This window comes from Bacteroidia bacterium (genome assembly GCA_020852255.1).
Taxonomy (GTDB): domain Bacteria; phylum Bacteroidota; class Bacteroidia; order JADZBD01; family JADZBD01; genus JADZBD01.
Map to the genome: position 1 here is coordinate 84,816 of JADZBD010000020.1, position 19,719 is coordinate 104,534.

The 19,719-nt window shown below is 48.1% G+C and carries 15 protein-coding genes; 8 read left to right on the top strand and 7 right to left on the bottom strand.

Features of this window, described 5'->3' with window-relative positions:
• From IT233_11975 to IT233_11990, 4 genes are read left to right on the top strand one after another with little or no spacing between them, the layout of a single operon-like run.
• Positions 1 to 1,383 carry a phosphoglucomutase/phosphomannomutase family protein gene (locus IT233_11975; protein MCC7303350.1) on the top strand — a complete coding sequence of 461 codons (1,383 nt, stop codon included), beginning with the start codon at positions 1 to 3 and terminating at the stop codon, positions 1,381 to 1,383.
• A complete protein-coding gene (locus IT233_11980) occupies positions 1,310 to 3,763 on the top strand; it encodes a TonB-dependent receptor (GenBank protein MCC7303351.1) in 2,454 nt (817 codons plus the stop codon). The genes IT233_11975 and IT233_11980 overlap by 74 nt, the downstream gene beginning before the upstream one ends.
• Positions 3,764 to 3,793: 30 nt before the next feature.
• Positions 3,794 to 4,660, top strand: a complete 867-nt coding sequence (locus IT233_11985; GenBank protein MCC7303352.1) for a DUF2279 domain-containing protein — start codon at positions 3,794 to 3,796, stop codon at positions 4,658 to 4,660.
• The gene (locus IT233_11990) at positions 4,660 to 6,012 is read left to right on the top strand and encodes a 1-acyl-sn-glycerol-3-phosphate acyltransferase (protein ID MCC7303353.1); all 1,353 of its coding nucleotides are present in this window, start codon (positions 4,660 to 4,662) and stop codon (positions 6,010 to 6,012) included. The genes IT233_11985 and IT233_11990 overlap by 1 nt, the downstream gene beginning before the upstream one ends.
• On the opposite strand, the gene IT233_11995 is transcribed toward IT233_11990, so the two are convergent.
• The 7 genes from IT233_11995 to tgt all read right to left on the bottom strand — a co-directional run bounded on the left by IT233_11995 (position 5,969) and on the right by tgt (position 13,226).
• A complete protein-coding gene (locus IT233_11995; GenBank protein MCC7303354.1) occupies positions 5,969 to 6,901 on the bottom strand; it encodes a DUF4349 domain-containing protein in 933 nt (310 codons plus the stop codon). The genes IT233_11990 and IT233_11995 overlap by 44 nt on opposite strands.
• A gap of 65 nt (positions 6,902 to 6,966) precedes the next feature.
• The gene (locus tag IT233_12000; protein MCC7303355.1) at positions 6,967 to 8,817 is read right to left on the bottom strand and encodes an OmpA family protein; all 1,851 of its coding nucleotides are present in this window, start codon (positions 8,815 to 8,817) and stop codon (positions 6,967 to 6,969) included.
• Positions 8,818 to 8,820: 3 nt separating this feature from the next.
• Entirely contained in the window at positions 8,821 to 9,336 is a 516-nt protein-coding gene (locus tag IT233_12005) for a hypothetical protein (protein MCC7303356.1), read from the bottom strand.
• Between the two features lie 9 nt (positions 9,337 to 9,345).
• On the bottom strand, positions 9,346 to 10,335 hold the full coding sequence (locus IT233_12010) for a DMT family transporter (protein MCC7303357.1): 990 nt from the start codon (positions 10,333 to 10,335) through the stop codon (positions 9,346 to 9,348).
• 1 nt (position 10,336) lies between these two features.
• The gene (locus IT233_12015; protein ID MCC7303358.1) at positions 10,337 to 10,987 is read right to left on the bottom strand and encodes a YggS family pyridoxal phosphate-dependent enzyme; all 651 of its coding nucleotides are present in this window, start codon (positions 10,985 to 10,987) and stop codon (positions 10,337 to 10,339) included.
• An 18-nt stretch (positions 10,988 to 11,005) separates the two neighbouring features.
• Positions 11,006 to 12,085 carry an LptF/LptG family permease gene (locus IT233_12020; GenBank protein ID MCC7303359.1) on the bottom strand — a complete coding sequence of 360 codons (1,080 nt, stop codon included), beginning with the start codon at positions 12,083 to 12,085 and terminating at the stop codon, positions 11,006 to 11,008.
• A 4-nt stretch (positions 12,086 to 12,089) separates the two neighbouring features.
• On the bottom strand, positions 12,090 to 13,226 hold the full coding sequence (tgt, locus tag IT233_12025; protein MCC7303360.1) for a tRNA guanosine(34) transglycosylase Tgt: 1,137 nt from the start codon (positions 13,224 to 13,226) through the stop codon (positions 12,090 to 12,092).
• Between the two features lie 101 nt (positions 13,227 to 13,327).
• Here tgt and IT233_12030 point away from each other — a divergent pair, with 101 nt between their 5' ends.
• The 4 genes from IT233_12030 (at position 13,328) to IT233_12045 (ending at position 19,683) form a co-directional block, all read left to right on the top strand.
• Positions 13,328 to 14,464 carry a glycosyltransferase gene (locus tag IT233_12030; GenBank protein ID MCC7303361.1) on the top strand — a complete coding sequence of 379 codons (1,137 nt, stop codon included), beginning with the start codon at positions 13,328 to 13,330 and terminating at the stop codon, positions 14,462 to 14,464.
• On the top strand, positions 14,452 to 15,072 hold the full coding sequence (locus IT233_12035) for a sigma-70 family RNA polymerase sigma factor (protein ID MCC7303362.1): 621 nt from the start codon (positions 14,452 to 14,454) through the stop codon (positions 15,070 to 15,072). The genes IT233_12030 and IT233_12035 overlap by 13 nt, the downstream gene beginning before the upstream one ends.
• Positions 15,065 to 15,682 carry a 16S rRNA (guanine(527)-N(7))-methyltransferase RsmG gene (gene rsmG / locus IT233_12040; protein MCC7303363.1) on the top strand — a complete coding sequence of 206 codons (618 nt, stop codon included), beginning with the start codon at positions 15,065 to 15,067 and terminating at the stop codon, positions 15,680 to 15,682. The genes IT233_12035 and rsmG overlap by 8 nt, the downstream gene beginning before the upstream one ends.
• Positions 15,683 to 15,861: 179 nt before the next feature.
• Positions 15,862 to 19,683, top strand: coding sequence for a T9SS C-terminal target domain-containing protein (locus IT233_12045; protein MCC7303364.1), 3,822 nt, complete (start codon positions 15,862 to 15,864; stop codon positions 19,681 to 19,683).
• The last annotated feature ends 36 nt before the right edge of the window (positions 19,684 to 19,719 follow it).

The window sequence follows — 19,719 nt, forward strand, 5'->3', positions numbered from 1 at the left end:
ATGGACAAAATTAAATTTGGAACAGATGGCTGGAGGGCTATCATCGGAAAGGACTTCACAGAAGAAAATGTAGCCCGGGTTGCTGACGCTACCGGTCGGTGGTTGAAAAAGAATTTTACAGTTCCCTCCTGCGTGATTGGACATGATTGCAGACGAAATGGTGCCATTTACGCTGAAGTTACAGCACGGGTCTTGTTATCGCATGGTGTTAGGGTATACCTGGCCGAGGGGTTTGTGTCTACTCCCATGGTTTCTCTCGGAGCGAAGAACCGGGATGCTTCGCTTGGAGTGGTTATCACCGCTTCACATAATCCACCCGAATACAATGGGTATAAACTGAAAGGGGGATATGGTGGTCCGCTGCTCCCGGAAAAGATTCAGGAAATTGAAGAGATGATACCGGATACAGTGCAAATGCCGGTAAAAGGACCAATGCCTGAGATCGTGCCGCTCGAGGACGAATATATTGCGCATGTAGAAAAGCATTTTGATCTTGCACTGATTCGAAGTTCGGGTTTGACTTTTGCTTATGATGCCATGTACGGAGCCGGGCAGAATGTAATCCGGCGTTTGTTTCCCGAAACAATTATGCTTCACTGCGAACACAAGGAGAGCTTTGATGGACTGGCGCCGGAGCCAATTCACAGAAATCTGCAGGAATTCAGTGAATTGATCCGCCAGCGAGGAAATATTCAGTGTGGTCTGGCAACGGATGGCGATGCGGACAGGATCGGACTGTACGACAGCAGAGGAAACTTTATCGACTCACATCATATTATACTTCTGCTCATTAAATATCTGGTGGAAGAGAAAAGGATGACGGGCAAGGTGGTTACCGCCTTTTCAGTTACACCGCGCGTCCAGAAGATGTGTGCTCATTTTGGAATTCCGCTGGAAGTAGTAAAAATCGGCTTCAAGTACATTGCCGGGTATTTTCTGAAGGAAAAGGTGCTACTGGGTGGGGAGGAATCAGGTGGAATTGCCATTCAGGGTCACATTCCGGAAAGAGACGGCTTGTGGATGGGATTTGTTATTTGGGAGTATATGGCGAAGAGCGGAAAGTCACTGGAGGAACTTATCCGGGATGTCTACCGGATTACCGGGGATTTTTCATTTGAACGGTATGATCTTCACCTGGATGAAGACCTGAAGAACAGGATCGTCGCATATTGCCGGTCGGGAAAGGTGAATGCAATAGGGAAATACAAGGTGATCCGTACGGAGGACATTGACGGATGGAAGTATTATTTTTCAGACAAGGAATGGCTCATGATTCGCGCTTCCGGAACTGAGCCTGTGCTGAGAACGTATGCCGAATCCGGCTCACGGGAAGAAGCTATTGCGATTCTGGAAGAGGCGAAGAGAGTACTTACAGCTATATAGAGTGAAACACCTGACACTGCTTTTGTTTATTTTGTGGGGCGGATATGCTCTTGCTCAGAAAGGATCTGTATCGGGGCGGGTCAGCAATGGGATCAGCAATGAACCTGTGCCATTTGCGGTGATCAAGGTCAGAGATTCGCTGATTTCTGCCAGTGCAGATGAGGAAGGAAAATATGTGCTGAAGAATCTGGCTCCGGGAGTTTATACAATTGAATTCAGTATGGTTGGATTCGTTCCACGCGTGCTGTACGAGGTGCGGGTGAATCCCGGAAGTGTAAGCGTGCTGGACGTTGAACTGGAAGAGTCAAGTTTGGAGCTGGGAGAAGTGGAGATCACAACATCTCCCTTCAGTAAAACGGCAGAGAGTCCGGTTTCCCTTAGAAATATCGGACAAGATGAAATTGAGCGCAATCCGGGCGGCAACCGGGATATATCCAAAGTTATTCAGAGCTTGCCCGGGGTGGCCGGAACGCCTTCCTTCCGGAATGATGTGATCATACGGGGTGGGGCGCCAAATGAAAACCGCTTTTTTATTGACGGAATAGAAGTACCAAATATTAATCACTTCGCAACGCAGGGATCTTCCGGCGGACCGGTAGGAATGATCAATGTCAATTTTATTAAGGAAGTGGATTTTTACACCGGTGCTTTCCCTGCCGGCAGGGGCAATGCCCTCAGTAGTGTTATGGAGATCCGCCTGAAGGAGGGAAATCCGGAAAGATTCTCCGGAAACCTAACCATCGGGGCTTCTGATCTTGGCGTTTCATTCGATGGCCCTCTGGGCAAAAAGGCTAGCGGAATTTTTTCCTACCGGAGGTCTTACTTGCAGTACCTTTTTACCGCCCTGCAGCTCCCGTTTCTTCCCATTTATAATGACCTACAGTTCAAGATTAAATACAGGATGAACGCAAAAAATGAGTTAACAATTATAGGATTGGGAGCCTTTGATGATTTTGAATTGAACCTTGATGCCAATGAAACTCCCTTTCAGAAATATCTTCTCAATAATCTTCCGGAGTATAAACAATGGTCCTATACCACAGGAGCCGTATTGAAGCACTACCGTGAACACAGCTATCAGAGTCTGATACTGAGCCATAGCAGCCTGGAGAATAAAGCGCAAAAGTATTTTAATAATAACCGGGCTTCTGATACAAATAAAATACAAGATTATGTTTCTTCAGAGTCAGAGACAAAGTTGAGACTGGAAAGCGTGTATTTGCGTAACGGCTGGCGGATTATTTCGGGAGTGGGAGGAGAGTATGTATCCTATTCTAACAGCACTTTTAATAAAATTTCATTGCCGTCGGGGTTGTTGCTGGTGAATTATTCTTCGGAGTTAAACTTTGTAAAGTATCACGCATTTGTTCAGTTCTCCAAAAGCCTTGCAGATAACAAAATCGGTGTTTCGGGTGGTCTGCGCCACGACGGTTCCACATACAGCAGTACAACCACTGATCCGGGGAATCTTTCACCGCGCCTGTCCGTTTCCTGGAATTTTGCGGGTAATTTTTCACTGAACATGAATGCAGGCCGCTATTTCCAACTCCCCCCTTATACTGTATTGGGCTACAGAGATTCCTTTAGCACGCTGATCAATAAGAACAATGGTGTTAAGTATATACGCTCAGATCACGGGGTGGCCGGACTGGAATGGAACAACCGCAGCAACCGTCGGATTACACTGGAAGGTTTCTTTAAAGATTATTCTGATTATCCTTTTCTGACGGATGATTCGGTTTGCCTTGCAAACCTTGGAGCCGATTTCGGCGTTATCGGGAATGCTCCGGTTACGTCAACGTCATCGGGAGTGGCGTACGGACTGGAGTTCATGTTCCAGCAGAAGCTAAAAAAAGGTTTTTATGGAATTCTCTCCTATACTTACGTTAGAAGTGAATTTACGGATAAGAATGGGAATAGGGTTCCAAGCAGCTGGGATAATAATCATCTTATTACTTTAACAGGAGGTAAGAAGTGGGGAAAGGGTTGGGAAGTAGGCTTTAAATGGAGATACCTCGGCGGGGGACCGTACACCCCATATGATACCCTGCGCTCCGGCTTGCGAGCGGTATGGGATGTGACCGGCCGCGGACTGCCTGATTATGATCTTCTTAATACGGAGAGAAATCCTGCAATACACCAGATGGATGTTCGTTTGGATAAGCGAATTAACCGCACTAAATGGTGGCTGAATATTTATCTCGACGTACAAAATGTATATGCGTTCAAAGCAGAGCTCGCACCGTACTTAGATGTGCTGCGAGATGATGCGGGTAACCCTGTTGTTGATCCGGGTGATCCATCGCGCTACCAGCTCACAATGCTGAAGAACGAAAGCGGAAACGTACTGCCATCTATTGGTCTGACTTTTGGTTTTTAAAAAGCGCTCCCGTTTTGATACCTTTAGGCGGTGAAGTATTATTATTCTGTGTGCTTTCTTCTTCTTAGCCTGCCGGTCGTAGCGTCTCAGGACAGTATACCGGCCGGGAGAAAATACCGTACCGCCGGCGTAATTCTGGCAGGTTCGGGTGCTTCTATTTGGGTACTGAACAATGCCTGGTATTCCAACTATCCGAAAGAATCGTTTCACTTTTTTAATGATAACGCAGAGTGGCTTCAGATGGACAAAACCGGACACATGTTGTCTGCTTTCCATATCGGGCAGTTTGGCCATCATTTGTTTAAATGGTCCGGAATGGAAAAAAATCGTTCTCTACTTTGGGGCGGCGGACTCGGTACGATGTACCTGGGAATAATAGAGATTCTTGACGGTTTCTCTTCCGGCTGGGGCTTTTCAACAGGCGATATGATCGCGAATGTGACGGGATCTGCGCTATATATTACACAGGTGTATGCATGGAACGACACGCGAATCACACCAAAATTTTCTGCTCATTTGACCTCATTTGCGGCCAGCCGTCCGGAATTACTGGGAGAATCCTCTGCGGAGCGCATCCTGAAAGATTATAATGGACAAACCTGCTGGCTCTCACTGAATATCCGGTCTTTTTTTTCTGCCTCCTCTGTACCGCACTGGTTCAATGTAGCGTTCGGGTACGGTGCTACAGGAATGGTAGGTGGCCGGCCGGAGGTCAATGATCCGTTTGTACGTGAACGTGAATGGTACTTTTCCCTTGACGCCGATCTTTGGCGCATTCCGGGGATCCGGAATTCTGTTTTTGGAAAGATATTGCGTTCCTTTGGATTCGTAAAGATTCCGTTTCCCGCACTCCGGTATTCCGGCGGAAGACTGGATGTACATCCATTCTATTTCTGATGATCTATTTTCTGCTAAAACCTCTGATCACTCTTTCGCTTCGGATCTATTTCCGGAAGAGAGAAGTACGGGGCGCAGAACACGAACCGCAGGAAGGTCCTTTTATTGCGGTCGCAAATCATCCGGGTACGCTCATGGACCCAATGGTTATTGGCGCCTCTCTTCGGTCTCGCTTTTTCTTCTTGAGCAAGGCGACTGTGTTTAAAGGTCCGGCTCGCTGGATATTCCCGAAACTGGGTATGATTCCTGTGCACCGTGCTCATGATGATCCCTCCCAGATTCATAAGAATAAGGAAACGTTTATTCGGTGCTATGAACACCTGGAGCAGGGGGGCAAGCTGCTGATATTTCCGGAAGGTGTTAGCTTTGCCCAGCGTAAGTTGCAAAAGATTAAGACAGGTACGGCCCGGATCGCTTTGGATACGGAGGCCCGGAATGATTTCAAGCTTGGGATTCAGATTCTTTGTGTAGGACTCAATTATTCGGCTTCTCATCGTTTTCAATCAGATGTGTTTGTAAATATTTCCACGCCGATCAGAGTTGCGGATTACCAGGAGTCGTTCCGCCGCGAACCTGTTGCCGCTGTAAGTGCCCTCACCGAATGTATCCGGAAGAAGCTGGAAGAACTAACCATTGCGTTGGAAGATGAAACCGTAGACCAGCTCGTTAAGTCCGTTGAGCGTATCTATAAAGCAGAATTGCTTCGCGAATTGGGATACAGCAGCCGGGATAAAGAGCAGGATTTTATACTTACCCGAAAAATCGCAGAGGCGGTACTACATTTTAAGGAGAAGGATCCGGCGAATGTAGAAGTGATATCCCGCAAGATAGACAAGTACTTTGATCTCCTTGACCGGCTGAACATTAATCATCATATCCTTTCAGGGAAGCGCATCGGATGGTGGAAGCAGGCGGGGACTTTCCTTTATTTCCTGATTGGATTTCCCTTTTTTCTTTTCGGCTTTCTGAATAATTATATCCCTTTTCGCCTGCCCTCGGTCATTAGCCGATCGATTTCCAGGGATGTGGAGTGGTTTGGAGGGATGAATATGCTTTCGGGCTTGTTCCTCGTTATTATCTTTTACGGGTTGCAGGCATTCTTTCTGCACCGCTATCTTCCGGAATGGTTCACATTTCCCGTACTCACAGCGTATGTGATTTCCCTTCCTTTTTCCGGATTATTCGCATTTTATTACTGGAGACGATTCACAACTCTCCGGGGCAGATGGATGCTTTGGGCTTTATTCAGCCGCAAAGCATCCCTTCTGTCCGGTATAATTATGCTCAGGGAAGAGATATTGCAGGATATCAGGCATGCGAGGAAGGAGTTTGAGAACTCGGAGCCGGCCTGAACTTTCGGATCAGTTTGCGGGTGGTGCGAATGCCAAGCCAGATTGAACCGGCAAAAATCATCCAGAAAGGCCAGGCTTCAACGAATCCCAAAATAAATCCCTGCAGGCCGTTCCAGCCTGAAAGCACGCTGTCCTTCAACTTACTGAAGAAGCCCGGCTCATCGGTGGGTGTTGTTCCGCCGGAAAGTGTCTCGTAAAAATGTACCTGAATGGTGCTCCATGCAGTTTGATCGGCCAGGTATTTCATTTCCCCTTCCTTGGCTTCGATTTCTTCACGGATAATGCGAATGTTGTTTTCTATTTCAAGTATATCCTTGATCGTGGTTGCCCGCTTCAGTAATTCAATATAACGGGCTTCCACCTCCTTTTTTGTTTTGAGGCGTGTTGCCAGATCAAAATAGGTCTTACCAACATCTTCAGCAGTCAGGTTCCGTGAATGTACTTCTGCTCCCAGGGCGGTGAGATCTGAAGCCAGCTGAGCGAAATCCTGATTGCTTACCCGGATGACAACGTCGTTACTGCGGGAATACTCCGAACGCTGCTCGTTCTCATTTGAAATGTAGGCGTTGCGCGACATTACAAGTTTTTCCAGATCGCTGCGCGAGCGGATGTAATCTGTCACCCGCATGCTGATATTCGCATTCCTGATAACCATAGACGGGGTTTTAGTTTGCATGTTTCCCGTCAAACGAAAGGTGCCGTCCGATTTCAGTGAGCTGATTACATCAAAGGTGCTCCCGCCTGCGTCTTTCGGGGCATATTCCTCCAAAGCGGGGGGTTCAGTCATGCTCTTTTCAACCGTGAACAGGTTGATCCCGCTCTCGTCGGAGTTTGCTCCGCAGGATGCCAGCATTAGAATGGCGATAAAGGAAAATACGATGGTTTTCATGGCGTTGTGGTTTTTAGCTATCTATACGATGCTCCCACGCCGGAAATTCCATAAAGGAAGTTAATTTACGGTTTTACGTGGATGAGAATTTCCACACGCCTGTTTTTCTTCCTGTTCTCCACGGTAGTGTTGGGAAACGCGGGTTGTGATTCCCCGAAGTATTGGGTGCTGATCCGCGAAGGATCTATGCCTGAACGGACCAGATAGTCCTGTACCGCTCTCACCCGCCTAACAGATAGATTCTCATTATAAAGAGTGCCTCCTTTGCCATCGGTATGGCCCTGAAGTTCGATACTGAGTTCAGGCTTTTTCTTCATTTCAGATACCAGCTGGTCCAGTTCCGCCTGATGCGTTCCTTGGATCGAAATTTTGTCAAAATCGAAATAAACAGGGGGAGCCATACGCACAGATGGCGCAGGGGGATTAGGTTTTTTTAACACATTCGCGGTATCTTTCGGACGGTCCGGGTGCCCAAACGTGTCAGGAGGAGTGGTGTGAATAGTCAATCCTCCGCGCAGGGTATCTCCCGCCAGCAGAAGCACTGAGGTATCCGTTCTGACTTCCTCCAGGTAGTATATATTCATATCTGTGAATCGCTCATGTAAACGTGAAGATGACAGAAATGCGGATTTTCCGGAATGGCTGAAGTGAAAATAAATATCGTCGGCAGTGGAGTTGACCGGTATGCCAGGATTCTCCGGTGCCGACCATTGACCATTGGTTAGGGTGCATTTAAAAATATCGAATCCACCCATGGAGCCCGGCCCGTTGGAAGAAAAATACAGTGTTTTTCCATCGGGAGTAAGATACGGTCCGTCCTCGTCATACTTGGTGTTAATACGCACTCCCATATTCTCCGGTTCTCCCCAGCTGCCATCCGGATTTTTCTTACAGGTGTAGATATCTCTTCCTCCAAACCCACCCGGCCGGTCACTTACAAAATACATGATCTGATCATTAGAGATACAAAACGAGAGAGAAGTCTCCCAATGTTTGGAATTAAGCCCGGCTCCTTTGATTTTTAAGGGCTTCTTCCATTGTCCTCCTTCCTCGGTACTGATATACATGGTGCCGGTTCGTATACCCTGGTAGAGATAGAGTGTTTTTCCGTCCTTGCTAAGAAAATTCGTTGCTTCATGGCGGTTGGTTGTGTTCACCTGGCCGGGTAAAGGAACGGAAGGCGCCCATTTTTCCCCGGAACGATCAGAGATATAAATATCCTCAAAGTGCTTGATATCAAAGAAGTCAACATAATTTTTTATCCCGTCTTTTCGCCGGGTTGTAAAGTAGAGGCGGTCGTCGTTAGGGGAGAGTAATGTGGAATAATCATCGAACGGACTGTTTACATTGGAATCCAGAAGAGTAATATGGAAAACAATTTTTGTATTGTCACCAGGCAGTGTAAGGGTTTCATTCATTGAATCTCTGAGGCGAATACCTGTATTACACCAGGCGATTTTCTGATCAATTTCCTCAGGAATATCCTGTTTTATTTTTCCGTCGGAATAGACGCCATGTTCTTCCAGCAGGGTTTTATACCTTTTGTAATTTTTAAGGGCATCTTCAAATTGCCCGTTCAGGTGCTGGATCTCCGCAATAATAAAGAAGGTTTCAGGGATGGTGTCGCCTGCTGAATACCTTTGACTTCCGGTCATGTACTGAAGCGCTCCGGACTTCTCAAAGTTGGAATAGTAGAGCGCGAGTCCGGCTTCAAAAAGATAGATTTTTTTTGTACTGTCTGTCCGGAGAAGTTCGCGGTAGGTCTCAAGCGCCTTGTAATAGGAACCGGTGTTAAAATGATAACGCGCTTTTTTAAGGAGCTTTTTTTCTACGCGGGGAGAAAGTTCTTGTGAGAAAGAGGAGGTCAGGCTAACGAAAAAAAGGCAAACAAAGAGCAGAACAGGTTTACTTGCCATGTGTTACCCGGAGTGTGAGCTGATCTCATGGAGATGCTTTGATATCTCGCCGAGAATAAACTGGCGTTCAGGACTTTCATTTTGCCGCTCATGTTCCGTTGTTTGGCTGCTTTCCGGCAGTGTAAACCCCGGCGGAATCTTCTGTATCTCCTCGATAACTGACAGTGCTTCAAGTGCCACCGGCAACGGCTCAGCCGTGGCCAGAGTGATGAAAAGCTGAAGGTGTTCTGACATATCTTCGCCGCATTCCCAACAGGCCGCAACCAGCGCCGCAAGGCGGGGGTCGCCCCGGTGATCGTGAATGGCTTCAATCAGTAAAGCCACGCCTGCGGCGCAACGGAGTTCTTTCAGTAGAAGTTCTTTATTTTCCTTATGGGAAGGATGGGTGAGAAGATCAACAAGGTTTTTTCTGTGAACTCCTGTGAATCCTTCCTTCTTCTGCTTCCCCCCGGTAAAAAACAGGGAGTTGTAACTGGATGTTTCCACTATCCTGTATCCTTTGTTTTCTTCTTTTTCCACTTTTCCGGGTTATTGAGCGAAATTAAGAAGAAATAAGGATGCGGCCGCATCTCTCCATACAAGAATAATAACGCCGCCGCAGGCTCCGGCAACAACCGCGACCTGTTTCCATCCAACCTTTTCGCGGTAGAGCATGTAGTTTACAGGTAATGCCATCACAGGAAGAAGAGAAAATATAGTTTGAGCGATGCTGGGTTGATTCTTCAGAAGAGAAACGGCGAGCATGGAAAGCATTACGCCTGCTACCGGACCAAACAGGGTGCCGGCCAGTGCATACCAATTACCGTTTTGACGGTTTTGAAGAACAGGTCGGGCAATTTCGGGCAGTTTACCGGAGACGATCGTTAGAAAAAAGATCACCACTGTACCAGCGACCATTCGCATCCAGGTCGCCTGAACGGGGTCAGGTGAATCCGGACTTGCTACAGAGAATCCTTTATTTGCGAGCACCAGACCTATACCCTGGCAGGATGAGGAGAGAATGAGGTAAAATACGCCGTGCCGGAATTTTCCATGTCCCGATTCCTTAACTTTTAATATTTCTGCTTTAGAAAATGACAGTGCAGTCACACTTAGAATGGTGACTGTAATCCCCAGCAGTCCCACCGGATTGATACGTTCACCTACCAAAAACCATCCGGCAAAAAGTGTGGCGATCGGTGCCAGCGTAGTAAAAACACTTCCCACCCGCGGTCCCAGGATCGCAAAACCTGAAAAGCCAAAGTAATCTCCCAGCGCTAACCCAATTACTCCGGAGATGAAGAACCAGAAAGGGGCGCCTCCTCCTGTGAAATCGCTGACCGAAACAGAAGGGACTTCTGAAAACACAAGCAGCAGGATGGTCAGAATCGTACAGGCAAGTAATAAACGGAAGTGATTCAGGGGGCCAGCACCCAATTTCCGCGATGCGGCCGTAAACGGAAAAATGCAAATGGTCCAGCTAATGGTTGTAAGCACTGCGGCGGCTTCTCCTGCAAAAGGTATTCCGGAGAGATCCATATTACCTCTGTCCGAAAATCGAACTTCCCACCCTGATCATATTACTTCCGCATTCAACAGCCAACGGCCAGTCGCTGCTCATACCCATGGACAGTATTTTCATATCGGGTGCAGAAGCATTAAGCTGTGTAAATACTTCTTTCAATCCGGTGAATTCCTTTCGGATCTCCATTTCGTTATCGGTCAGGCTGGCCATTCCCATGCATCCGGAGAGCAAAGTTCCTGGAAACTGCCCGTTTTTCCACTGTTCTGTTAAATGCTGAACCTCCTTGAGTGAGGCACCATATTTGGATTCTTCCTTTGCAATTCTCACCTGAATCAGAAAAGGGATGGTTCGTTCACATTTTATCGCTTGCCGGCTGATCTCTGAAAGCAATCCGGAGGAATCAACGGAATGGATCATATGGATAAAGGGGGCGATGTACTTCACTTTGTTAGACTGCAGGTGTCCGATCAGATGCCAGCGGATATCCTTGGGGAGGGCTTGTGCTTTTGGAAGAAGTTCCTGAACCCGGTTTTCTCCAAAATCCCGTTGCCCTGCCTCATATGCCTCCATGATCTTATCCGTACCATGGGTTTTGGTAACAGCAACAAGTGTTATGCCGGGAGGCAATGCTTTTTTAAGACGGGCAAGATTTCCGCTTACAGACATGCAGGCGAAATTACAAAATCATTTCGGGGCCTTGCGAAGAAGATACACGGCAAGGATACCAAAGAGGATGTTGGGAGTCCAGAGTGTGATCATGGGCGGCCAGCCCCCTTTGATGCTGAGCTGGGCTGCCACCTGCATAAATAAGATAAAGGTGAAGGCGATCCCTATTCCCAGTCCAATATGCAGCCCAATTCCTCCGCGCACCTTCCGGCTGGCAATTGAAACACCGATGAGTACCAGGATGAAGGTAGCGAAGGGGAATGCCGTACGCCGGTGTTTTTCCACCTCATAGGCGTCAATATTCATGGATCCTTTCTTTCGTTCTTCTTCAATAAAACTGTTCAGTTCATTCCAATTCATACGCTCAATGCTGGTGAGCCGCTGCTTGAAATCGGAAGGGCTGAAATTCAGCACAGTGTCGAGCACAAAACCGCGTCGGATAGATTCCTTCAGGCTGTCTGTTTTGCGGATGAAGTAATTGTGAATGCTCCATTTCTGCTTTAGGGAATCCCACTGAATGTATTCCGACTTCAGGTAATAGGTTCGCTGACCATCACGGAACTGCTCAATGGAAAACATGTGACCGATATCCCGCTCCGCGTCAAAATTGCTGAAATAAATACGGGTGTCAGGGCTGATCTGCCGGTGAATGTGATGTTCTGTATTCCGAAACTGATTCCGTATATAGGTCTCCTCAAATTCCAGCCGTACTTTATTTGAATTAGGAATAACAAAGTGATTCATGTAGAGCGAGAGAAGGGCGATCAGCGAGGCTCCGATAAAATAGGGGACGAAAACAATACGGTTAAAACTTATGCCGCTACTGAGAATTGCCACTATTTCCGTACGCGATGCCATCCGGCTGGTAAAAAAGATCACAGCGATAAATACAAAGAGGGGAGAGAAGAAGTTAGCAAAAAAGGGAATGAAATTGAAGTAGTAGTCAAAGACAATGGCCCGAAGCGGTGCATCGCGGTCCATGAAATCTCCGAGTTTCTCGGAAGCATCAAAAACCACCACGATCATCATTACCAGAGAAATGGTGAAGACGAAGGTGCCGAGGAACTTCGCCAGAATGTACCGGTCCAGGATCTTCATCATATCATAATCGGGCTTGGAGCTTCGGGACCATCTTGTTTTTCCAGGTTGCAAAACTTCCGTTCTCTATATGGGTGCGTGCTTCCTTCATCAGGTGAAGATAGAATCCCAGGTTGTGAATGGTCGCGATTTGCATGGCCAGGATTTCCTCCGCAGCGAAAAGATGGCGCAAATAAGCCCGGGAATAGGCCTTATCCACAAAAGTAGTGCCGTTGGCATCAAGAACACCGGTGTACTCCTTCCATTTTTCGTTTTTGATATTCAGTATGCCCTCGCCTGTGAAAAGGAGGCCATGGCGGGCATTGCGGGTGGGCATCACACAATCGAACATATCCACCCCAAGGGCAATGCACTCCAGCAGGTTGGCCGGGGTACCCACACCCATCAGATACCGGGGCTTATTTTCCGGCAGAATACCGCAGGAAAGTGCCGTCATTTCATACATGATCTCCGCCGGTTCCCCTACCGAAAGTCCTCCAATGGCATTACCGGGAAGATCACAGGAGGCGACAAATTCCGCTGAACGCTTCCTCAGGTCAGGGTAGACCGATCCCTGAACGATGGGAAAAAGAAACTGCCGGTAATTATAAAGTGGTAATCCTTCCTTCCATGCCTCCATGCATCGCCGGAGCCAGCGGTGGGTGAGTTCCATGGAATGCTCCGCAAGGGATGCCATGGAAGGGTAGGGGGTGCATTCGTCGAAGGCCATAACAATGTCGGCACCGATCTCCCTTTGCATCTTCATTACACTCTCGGGGGTAAATAAATGCGCCGAACCGTCGATATGTGAAGCAAAACGCGCACCTTCTTCTGTGAGTTTGCGGTTTTGCGCAAGGGAAAAGACCTGATAACCTCCGCTGTCGGTAAGAATGGGTAACTCCCATCCAATGAAGCGATGCAAGCCGCCCGATTTTTGCAGAAGTGCGGTGCCGGGCCTTAAATACAGGTGGTAGGTATTTCCAAGAATGATCTTAGCCGCAATGTCGTCCTTTAGTTCTCGCTGGTGCACGGCCTTCACTGTACCCGCTGTTCCTACAGGCATAAATACCGGTGTGGGAATTTCACCGTGATCCGTGCGAATAAGTCCCGTTCTGGCGGCACTTCTCTCGTCCTTTTTTATGATGGTGAAGAATTCTGACACCTTGATTTACAGGGTCTTTCGCCCACGATTTGTTAATTTCTTTGTTTAAATCCTGCCAAAGATACTCAACTCCTGCACAAGCCTTAGGGATACTTTTGATCATGCAGCTGCCGGAAGATCAGCAAGGTTGGATAGTATTCATTGTTTTTTGTGCGTTCGCATTGTGCGCCCTGGTGCAGGTCTGGTACTTCGCGTACTATTTTTCCCGAGTGGCCTTCCGGAGTAAAAAAGAAAGGCCGGCTTCTGAACCGCCCGCCTCCGTACTGATTTGCGCACGAAATGAAGCGGCTAACCTGGAAAAGAATATACCCCTGATCATGCAACAGGATTATCCGGATTTTGAAGTCATTGTGATCAACGACTGTTCCTGGGATGATTCGGAGATGGTATTGAAAAGCCTCGGACAGCAGTATCCTGCCCTGCGTGTAATCACGATAAAAGAAGATCAGTATTTCTCGCACGGTAAAAAAGTAGCCGTGATGGTAGGGATAAAGGGTGCAAAATCTGAATACCTTCTTTTTACGGATGCCGACTGCCGGCCTGCTTCGAACCAGTGGATACGCAATATGTTGCAAAGCTTTGATCAGCATTGCGACATTGTTCTGGGATATGGACCGTATGAAAGAACGGCTGGTTTTCTCAATAAACTCATCCGTTTCGATGCCTTCACGATCGGCCTGCAATACCTTGGAATGGCCTCTGCCGGCGTGCCGTACATGGGCGTAGGAAGAAACCTGGCATATAAACGCTCTCTTTTCTTTAAAGTGAAGGGATTTGCCTCACATTATCATATTGAGAGCGGTGATGATGACCTGTTTGTGAATGAGGCCGCTACTTCAGGAAATACGGTTGCCATGACAACTGCCGAAAGCATGACCGTTTCCATCCCGGAATCCAGCTTCCGCAATTGGCTCCGGCAGAAACGCCGCCACAGTACCACATTCCGTCATTATAAAGCAGGCACACGTCTTCGTTTAGGCCTGTTTGGTCTTTCCCAGTACCTGTTTTATCTCCTTCTCCTGTTCCTGCTTGTTTTTCAATTTGAATTGATCATAGTATTGGCGATATTTGGAGTACATCTGTTGCTGCGCTCTGTGATCATGTTCAGAAGTATGAGCAGGTTGGGAGAAAAAGACTTGTTCTGGCTTTACCCGGTGTATGAAGCATGTCTTATGTTTCTCTACCCCGTAATCAGTATCAGTAACCGATTCAGAAAGAAAAATAAATGGAGGAAGTAGGAGACGATAAAGGAAGAAATCTGACCGATAAGGCTCAGCACGACTTTAACCTGGTAAAATCAGCGCTCGACAAAGGCGACCAACGGGCCTATGCAGAGCTGATGGGACGCTACAAGGATACGGTCTATTTTATGTTGCTCAAAATGGTGAATAATAAAGACGATGCAGAAGATCTGACCATTGAAGCATTTGGAAAAGCCTTCAAGCGCCTTCACCAGTATACTCCGAATTTTGCCTTTTCTACCTGGCTTTTCAAAATCGCCACCAATAACTGCATTGATTTTATACGCAAGAACCGTCTGAATATGCTCTCCATTGACAAGCCAATGCGCGATGAGGAAGGAGGAGAAATTACGCTGGATATCCGCGATGAAAAGTCAGATCCTGAAGAAAATGTGATCAAAAAGCAAAAGGAGTTACATCTTCGGGCGATTGTAGACAAGCTTAAGCCCCGCTACCGCCAGTTGGTTCAGTTGAGGTATTTTGAGGAGAAGTCATACGAAGAGATATCTCAGGAGATGGATCTGCCTGTGGGAACAGTGAAAGCACAGCTCTTCAGAGCCAGAGAGCTTCTTTACCAGGTGCTTCGAAAGAAGGACGATGTTTGACAGGACTTCGCTTCATCATTTACTTCCGGAAATCACACCGGAGCAGGAAACACAGCTCGCCGCGCTGAGCGCCGTCTACGAGGAGTGGAATGCCCGCATCAATGTCATTAGCCGGAAGGATATTGGCAACCTTTTCGAACGTCATATCCTGCATTCGCTATGCATCGCGCGTTTTGCCGCCTTTCAGCCCGATCAACAGGTTTTGGATGTTGGAACCGGTGGAGGGTTTCCAGGTATCCCCTTGGCTATTGTATTTCCCCAAACCCGTTTTTTGCTCGTTGATTCGGTAGGCAAGAAACTGAAAGTGGCGAAGGCTGCGGCCGGCGTTGCCGGGTTGGAGAATGTCCGAATACAGCATGAAAGAGTGGAGAAGCTGCAGGAACGCTTTGATCATGTGGTCTCACGGGCCGTTACTTCTATTCCGGAGGTAATGAATTGGATCCGGGGTAAGGCTGCGGGGAAGCATTCTGCACTCTGGTATTTGCGCGGGCTTCCGGTGCAGGAAGAAATGAAGACCTTACCGCCAGCTACGCGGATACACCGGCTGACGGATATTATGCCGGGCGAATTTTTCAGCACCAAGGCATTGCTGGAAATCCCACTCCGTTAACTACCAGATAACCCGATTTTTCGTCCACTTATGAGGCAGAACCTGCCACCTGAGTCTAGGCGGGAGGAAACAGACCCGTTTAGTATTAATTTTTCTTTGTTTTTCTGCCCGTTCCTTACATCCCATCTTTGCCTTACCCCCGCTGGTCTGCCCGATGTTTAAGTTCAAAATCATAGGCCATGAAAAAGTCACTCTTGTTTTGTGCGTTGGTAATGGGCACGGGATTTTTCCTTATCGCACGGGAAAACGCGGGAACAGGTCCCCGCAGAGAATCGCCTGCTCAATCGTTGAGCTCCGGATGTGACCCCGGAACATCCCAGATGGATCTTGCAGTCAATAATGTGCGTACAACCGTCCTCGTTTCTGGCGACATGTGGTGGGATCTGAGCAATCCGAAATATGAGATTCCGCGCGGATCGGGTAAACATTCTATGTTCTCGGGATCGTTGTGGATTGGGGGAATTGATGCAGGTGGCCAGCTAAAGGTGGCAGCCATGACCTATCGCCAGAGTGGAAGCGATTTCTGGCCCGGTCCTCTGGATAATATGGCAGGCATTACACAAGATATGTGCCGGCGGTATGACCATCATTACAAGATCACACGAAAGGAAGTGGAAGAATTTGTGGCGGGCACTATTTCGCCAACGGCGAATATCACATCGTGGCCCGGAACAGGACCCGATGGTCAGACGCTTGCTCCTTTTGTAGATGTGAACGGTGACAATGTTTATGAGCCGTCAGCCGGTGATTACCCGGGATATAATCTGAACAGCGTTCCCGACGGAGACTGCACGGGATACATTTACGGTGACGAAACCATCTGGTGGGTATTCAATGACCGGGGAAACATTCACACGGAATCAGAGGCTGAAGCGATCGGATTGGAAATTCAGGCCCAGGCATTTGCTTTCAGCACCAACGATGAAATCAATGACATGACATTTTACCAGTATAAGATTATCAATCGTTCTACCTACCAGCTCAACCAGACTTACTTCGGTCAGTGGGTTGATGCTGATCTCGGATACTATAAAGATGATTATGTTGGCTGTGATGTTCCGAAAGGGCTGGGATATTGTTATAATGCAGATAATGATGACGAGTTGAATCAGGGCGGTTACGGTTCTAACCCACCCGCTATCGGTGTTGACTTTTTTATGGGGCCACTGGCAGATTTTGGAGATGGAATTAATAACGACAGAGATTCGCTTCTGGATGAAATCGGGGAGCAGATCATCATGTCGAAATTTGTTTATTATAACAACGATTGGACGGAGCGCGGCAACCCGGAGAACGGAATGGATATTTACGGTTACCTGCGCGGTTTTTGGAAAGATGGAACCCCTATCACCTACGGAGGTAACGGGTATTCCGGCACTACTCCCTGTGACTTTATGTTTCCCGGTGATTCCGATCATGAATGGGAGTGGGGGACAGGAGGAAGTTTCGGATCGGGGGCTGCACCGCAACCCGACTGGTATGAGAGTATACAGCCGGATGACCGACGCTTTCTGCAGTCGGCCGGAGCTTTTACTTTGAAACCGGGTGCTGTCAATTTCATCACAACGGGTGTGGTATGGGCCCGTGCATCCTCCGGAGGGGCCCTCGCTTCCGTAGATCTCTTGAAAAAAGCAGACGAAAAGGCACAAGCTCTGTTCAACAACTGTTTTAAACTCATTGATGGCCCGGATGCACCCGATCTGACCTTGCAGGAGCTGGACAGGCAATTGATACTCTATCTTGGAAATAAAGTAACGGGTAATAACTACAACGAATCCTATGAAGAGACGGATCCTACGATTATTTCTCCTGTCAATGTAATTCCGCCCTGGGATAACACGTATAATTTTGAGGGATACAAGATTTACCAGTTACGGAATGCCTCCGTTTCCGTTACGGACCTTCACAATCCCGATCTGGCGAGACTGGCAGCGCAGGTAGATTTGGAGAATTTTGATCCTGCCGGGGCACCTGTCGGGCAGTTAGTGAACTTTTATTACAATCCTTCCCTCGGTGCAAATGTACCCGTTGAAGAGGTCAATGGAGAGAACAAGGGGATCCTGCATTCATTTGTGATCAGTACAGACCAGTTTGCCACCGGTGATCCCCGCCTGGTGAATCACAAGGAATATTATTTTATGGTGGTAGCGTATGCGTATAATAATTATAAAGAGTATGAGCCGGCCAACCCGCTGGGGCTGGATGGTCAGAAGAAGCCCTATCTCCAGGGAAGAAAGAATGTGAAGGTTTATAAAGGCATACCACACCTGCCTGCGCCTGAACAATACGGAACATCCCAGGGATCTTCATATGGAATTGGCCCAAAGCTCAGAAGAGAAGAAGGACAGGGGAACGGAGGTCTGATTCTGGATCTGACGTCTGAAACCGTTAACGAGATACTGAATTCTCCGGTGCATCGCTCTTTCCGTCCGCTGTATGAAAACGGGGGAGGACCGGTCAAGATCAAGGTGGTGGATCCGCTGAATGTTCCGGATGCCGATTTCACTTTCCGGTTGAACGGGACAGGAAATACGGCCACTTGGACATTAAAAAACGAGCAAAGCGGTGTGCAGAAAAATTCAGACCGGACCATTCAATCCGGAAATGAACAGCTCATTCCGGAATGGGGAATTTCCGTATGGATTGAACAGGTTCCGGGAATAGGGAATGGTTCTCCCGACGGGGGCTTTCTTGAAGGAACGCTGCAATTCTCGGATCCAGCGCGCCCCTGGCTTACCGGTATACCAGATGAAGACGGACATTCTTACCAGAACTGGATTCGGTCCGGACGTTATGCGCATGCAGGAGGCGAGTTCAACGACTACAATTATTCGCTTAATGCGCAGAATCAGGTGGTGGGGAGCGGACTGGATGACGACGGTGTATATGAAAAGATGATAGGAGGCACATGGGCTCCGTACCGTATGTGTGCCAGAAACCAATTTGGCCCAGCCTGGCTCGATGCCGTAAGTCATAATTTGTCGCTGCTCTCTAAACTGGCCGGCGTCGACATTGTAATCACACCGGATAAAAGCAAATGGACCCGGTGTGCAGTGCTTGAAATGTGCGACGATAATACCCTGTCTGAAGGAAATGCTGTAAAACATCATCTCCGGAGACACCCTTCGGTGGATAAGAACGGGCAGCCGGATGGATCAGGTACGATGGGATTGGGCTGGTTTCCCGGGTACGCCATCAATGTGGAAACGGGTGAGCGACTCAATATGGCCTTTGGTGAAAATTCCTTTCTCGGCGGACATAATGGAAAAGACCTGATCTGGAATCCGGATGGAGTGATTACTGACGCACCTTTCGAAACTATTTTCGGAGGACAGCATTACATCTATGTATTCGGGCATTCAATGGGGGCGGGATTTATGCCGGGTTACGACAGTGCTGCCTACATTCATTCTAAGCTCGCGACCGGAAATTACAATCCCATGAACACCGATCTGAAATTTGTTTACCGGGATGCCATGTGGGTGGGAATGCCCCTGTTGGCGGAGGGAAGATCGCTCCTGGAATGTGAGGTAAAGATCCGGCTGCGTGTAGCAAAACCTTACAAGGCCGACTGGGCGGTGGACGGTTCCCCGGCACCTGAAAATTCCAATTTCCCAATGTATACCTTTTCCACATCGGATCTGAAATCCTCTACACACAACCAACCCGTAGCCGCCGATGCGCTTTCTCTTATTCAAGTGGTTCCCAATCCATATTATGGGTACTCTGCCTATGAGAAGAACAGTTCGGATACCCGTATCAAGATTACCAATCTGCCCGTGAAATGCCTGATCCGGATCTATACGCTGAACGGCACGCTGGTAAGAACCATTACCCGTGACGACGCCACGACTACATTTTCCGAATGGGACCTGAAAAATGAAGCAGGCATTCCAATAGCAGGGGGAATGTACATCATTCACGTGGATGCAGAAGGAATAGGGGAGCGCATACTGAAATGGTTCGGGGTCATACGTCCACAGGATCTCGGGACGTTCTAAAACAATGAAATCCGGAAGAGGAATGCCCGCCTCTTC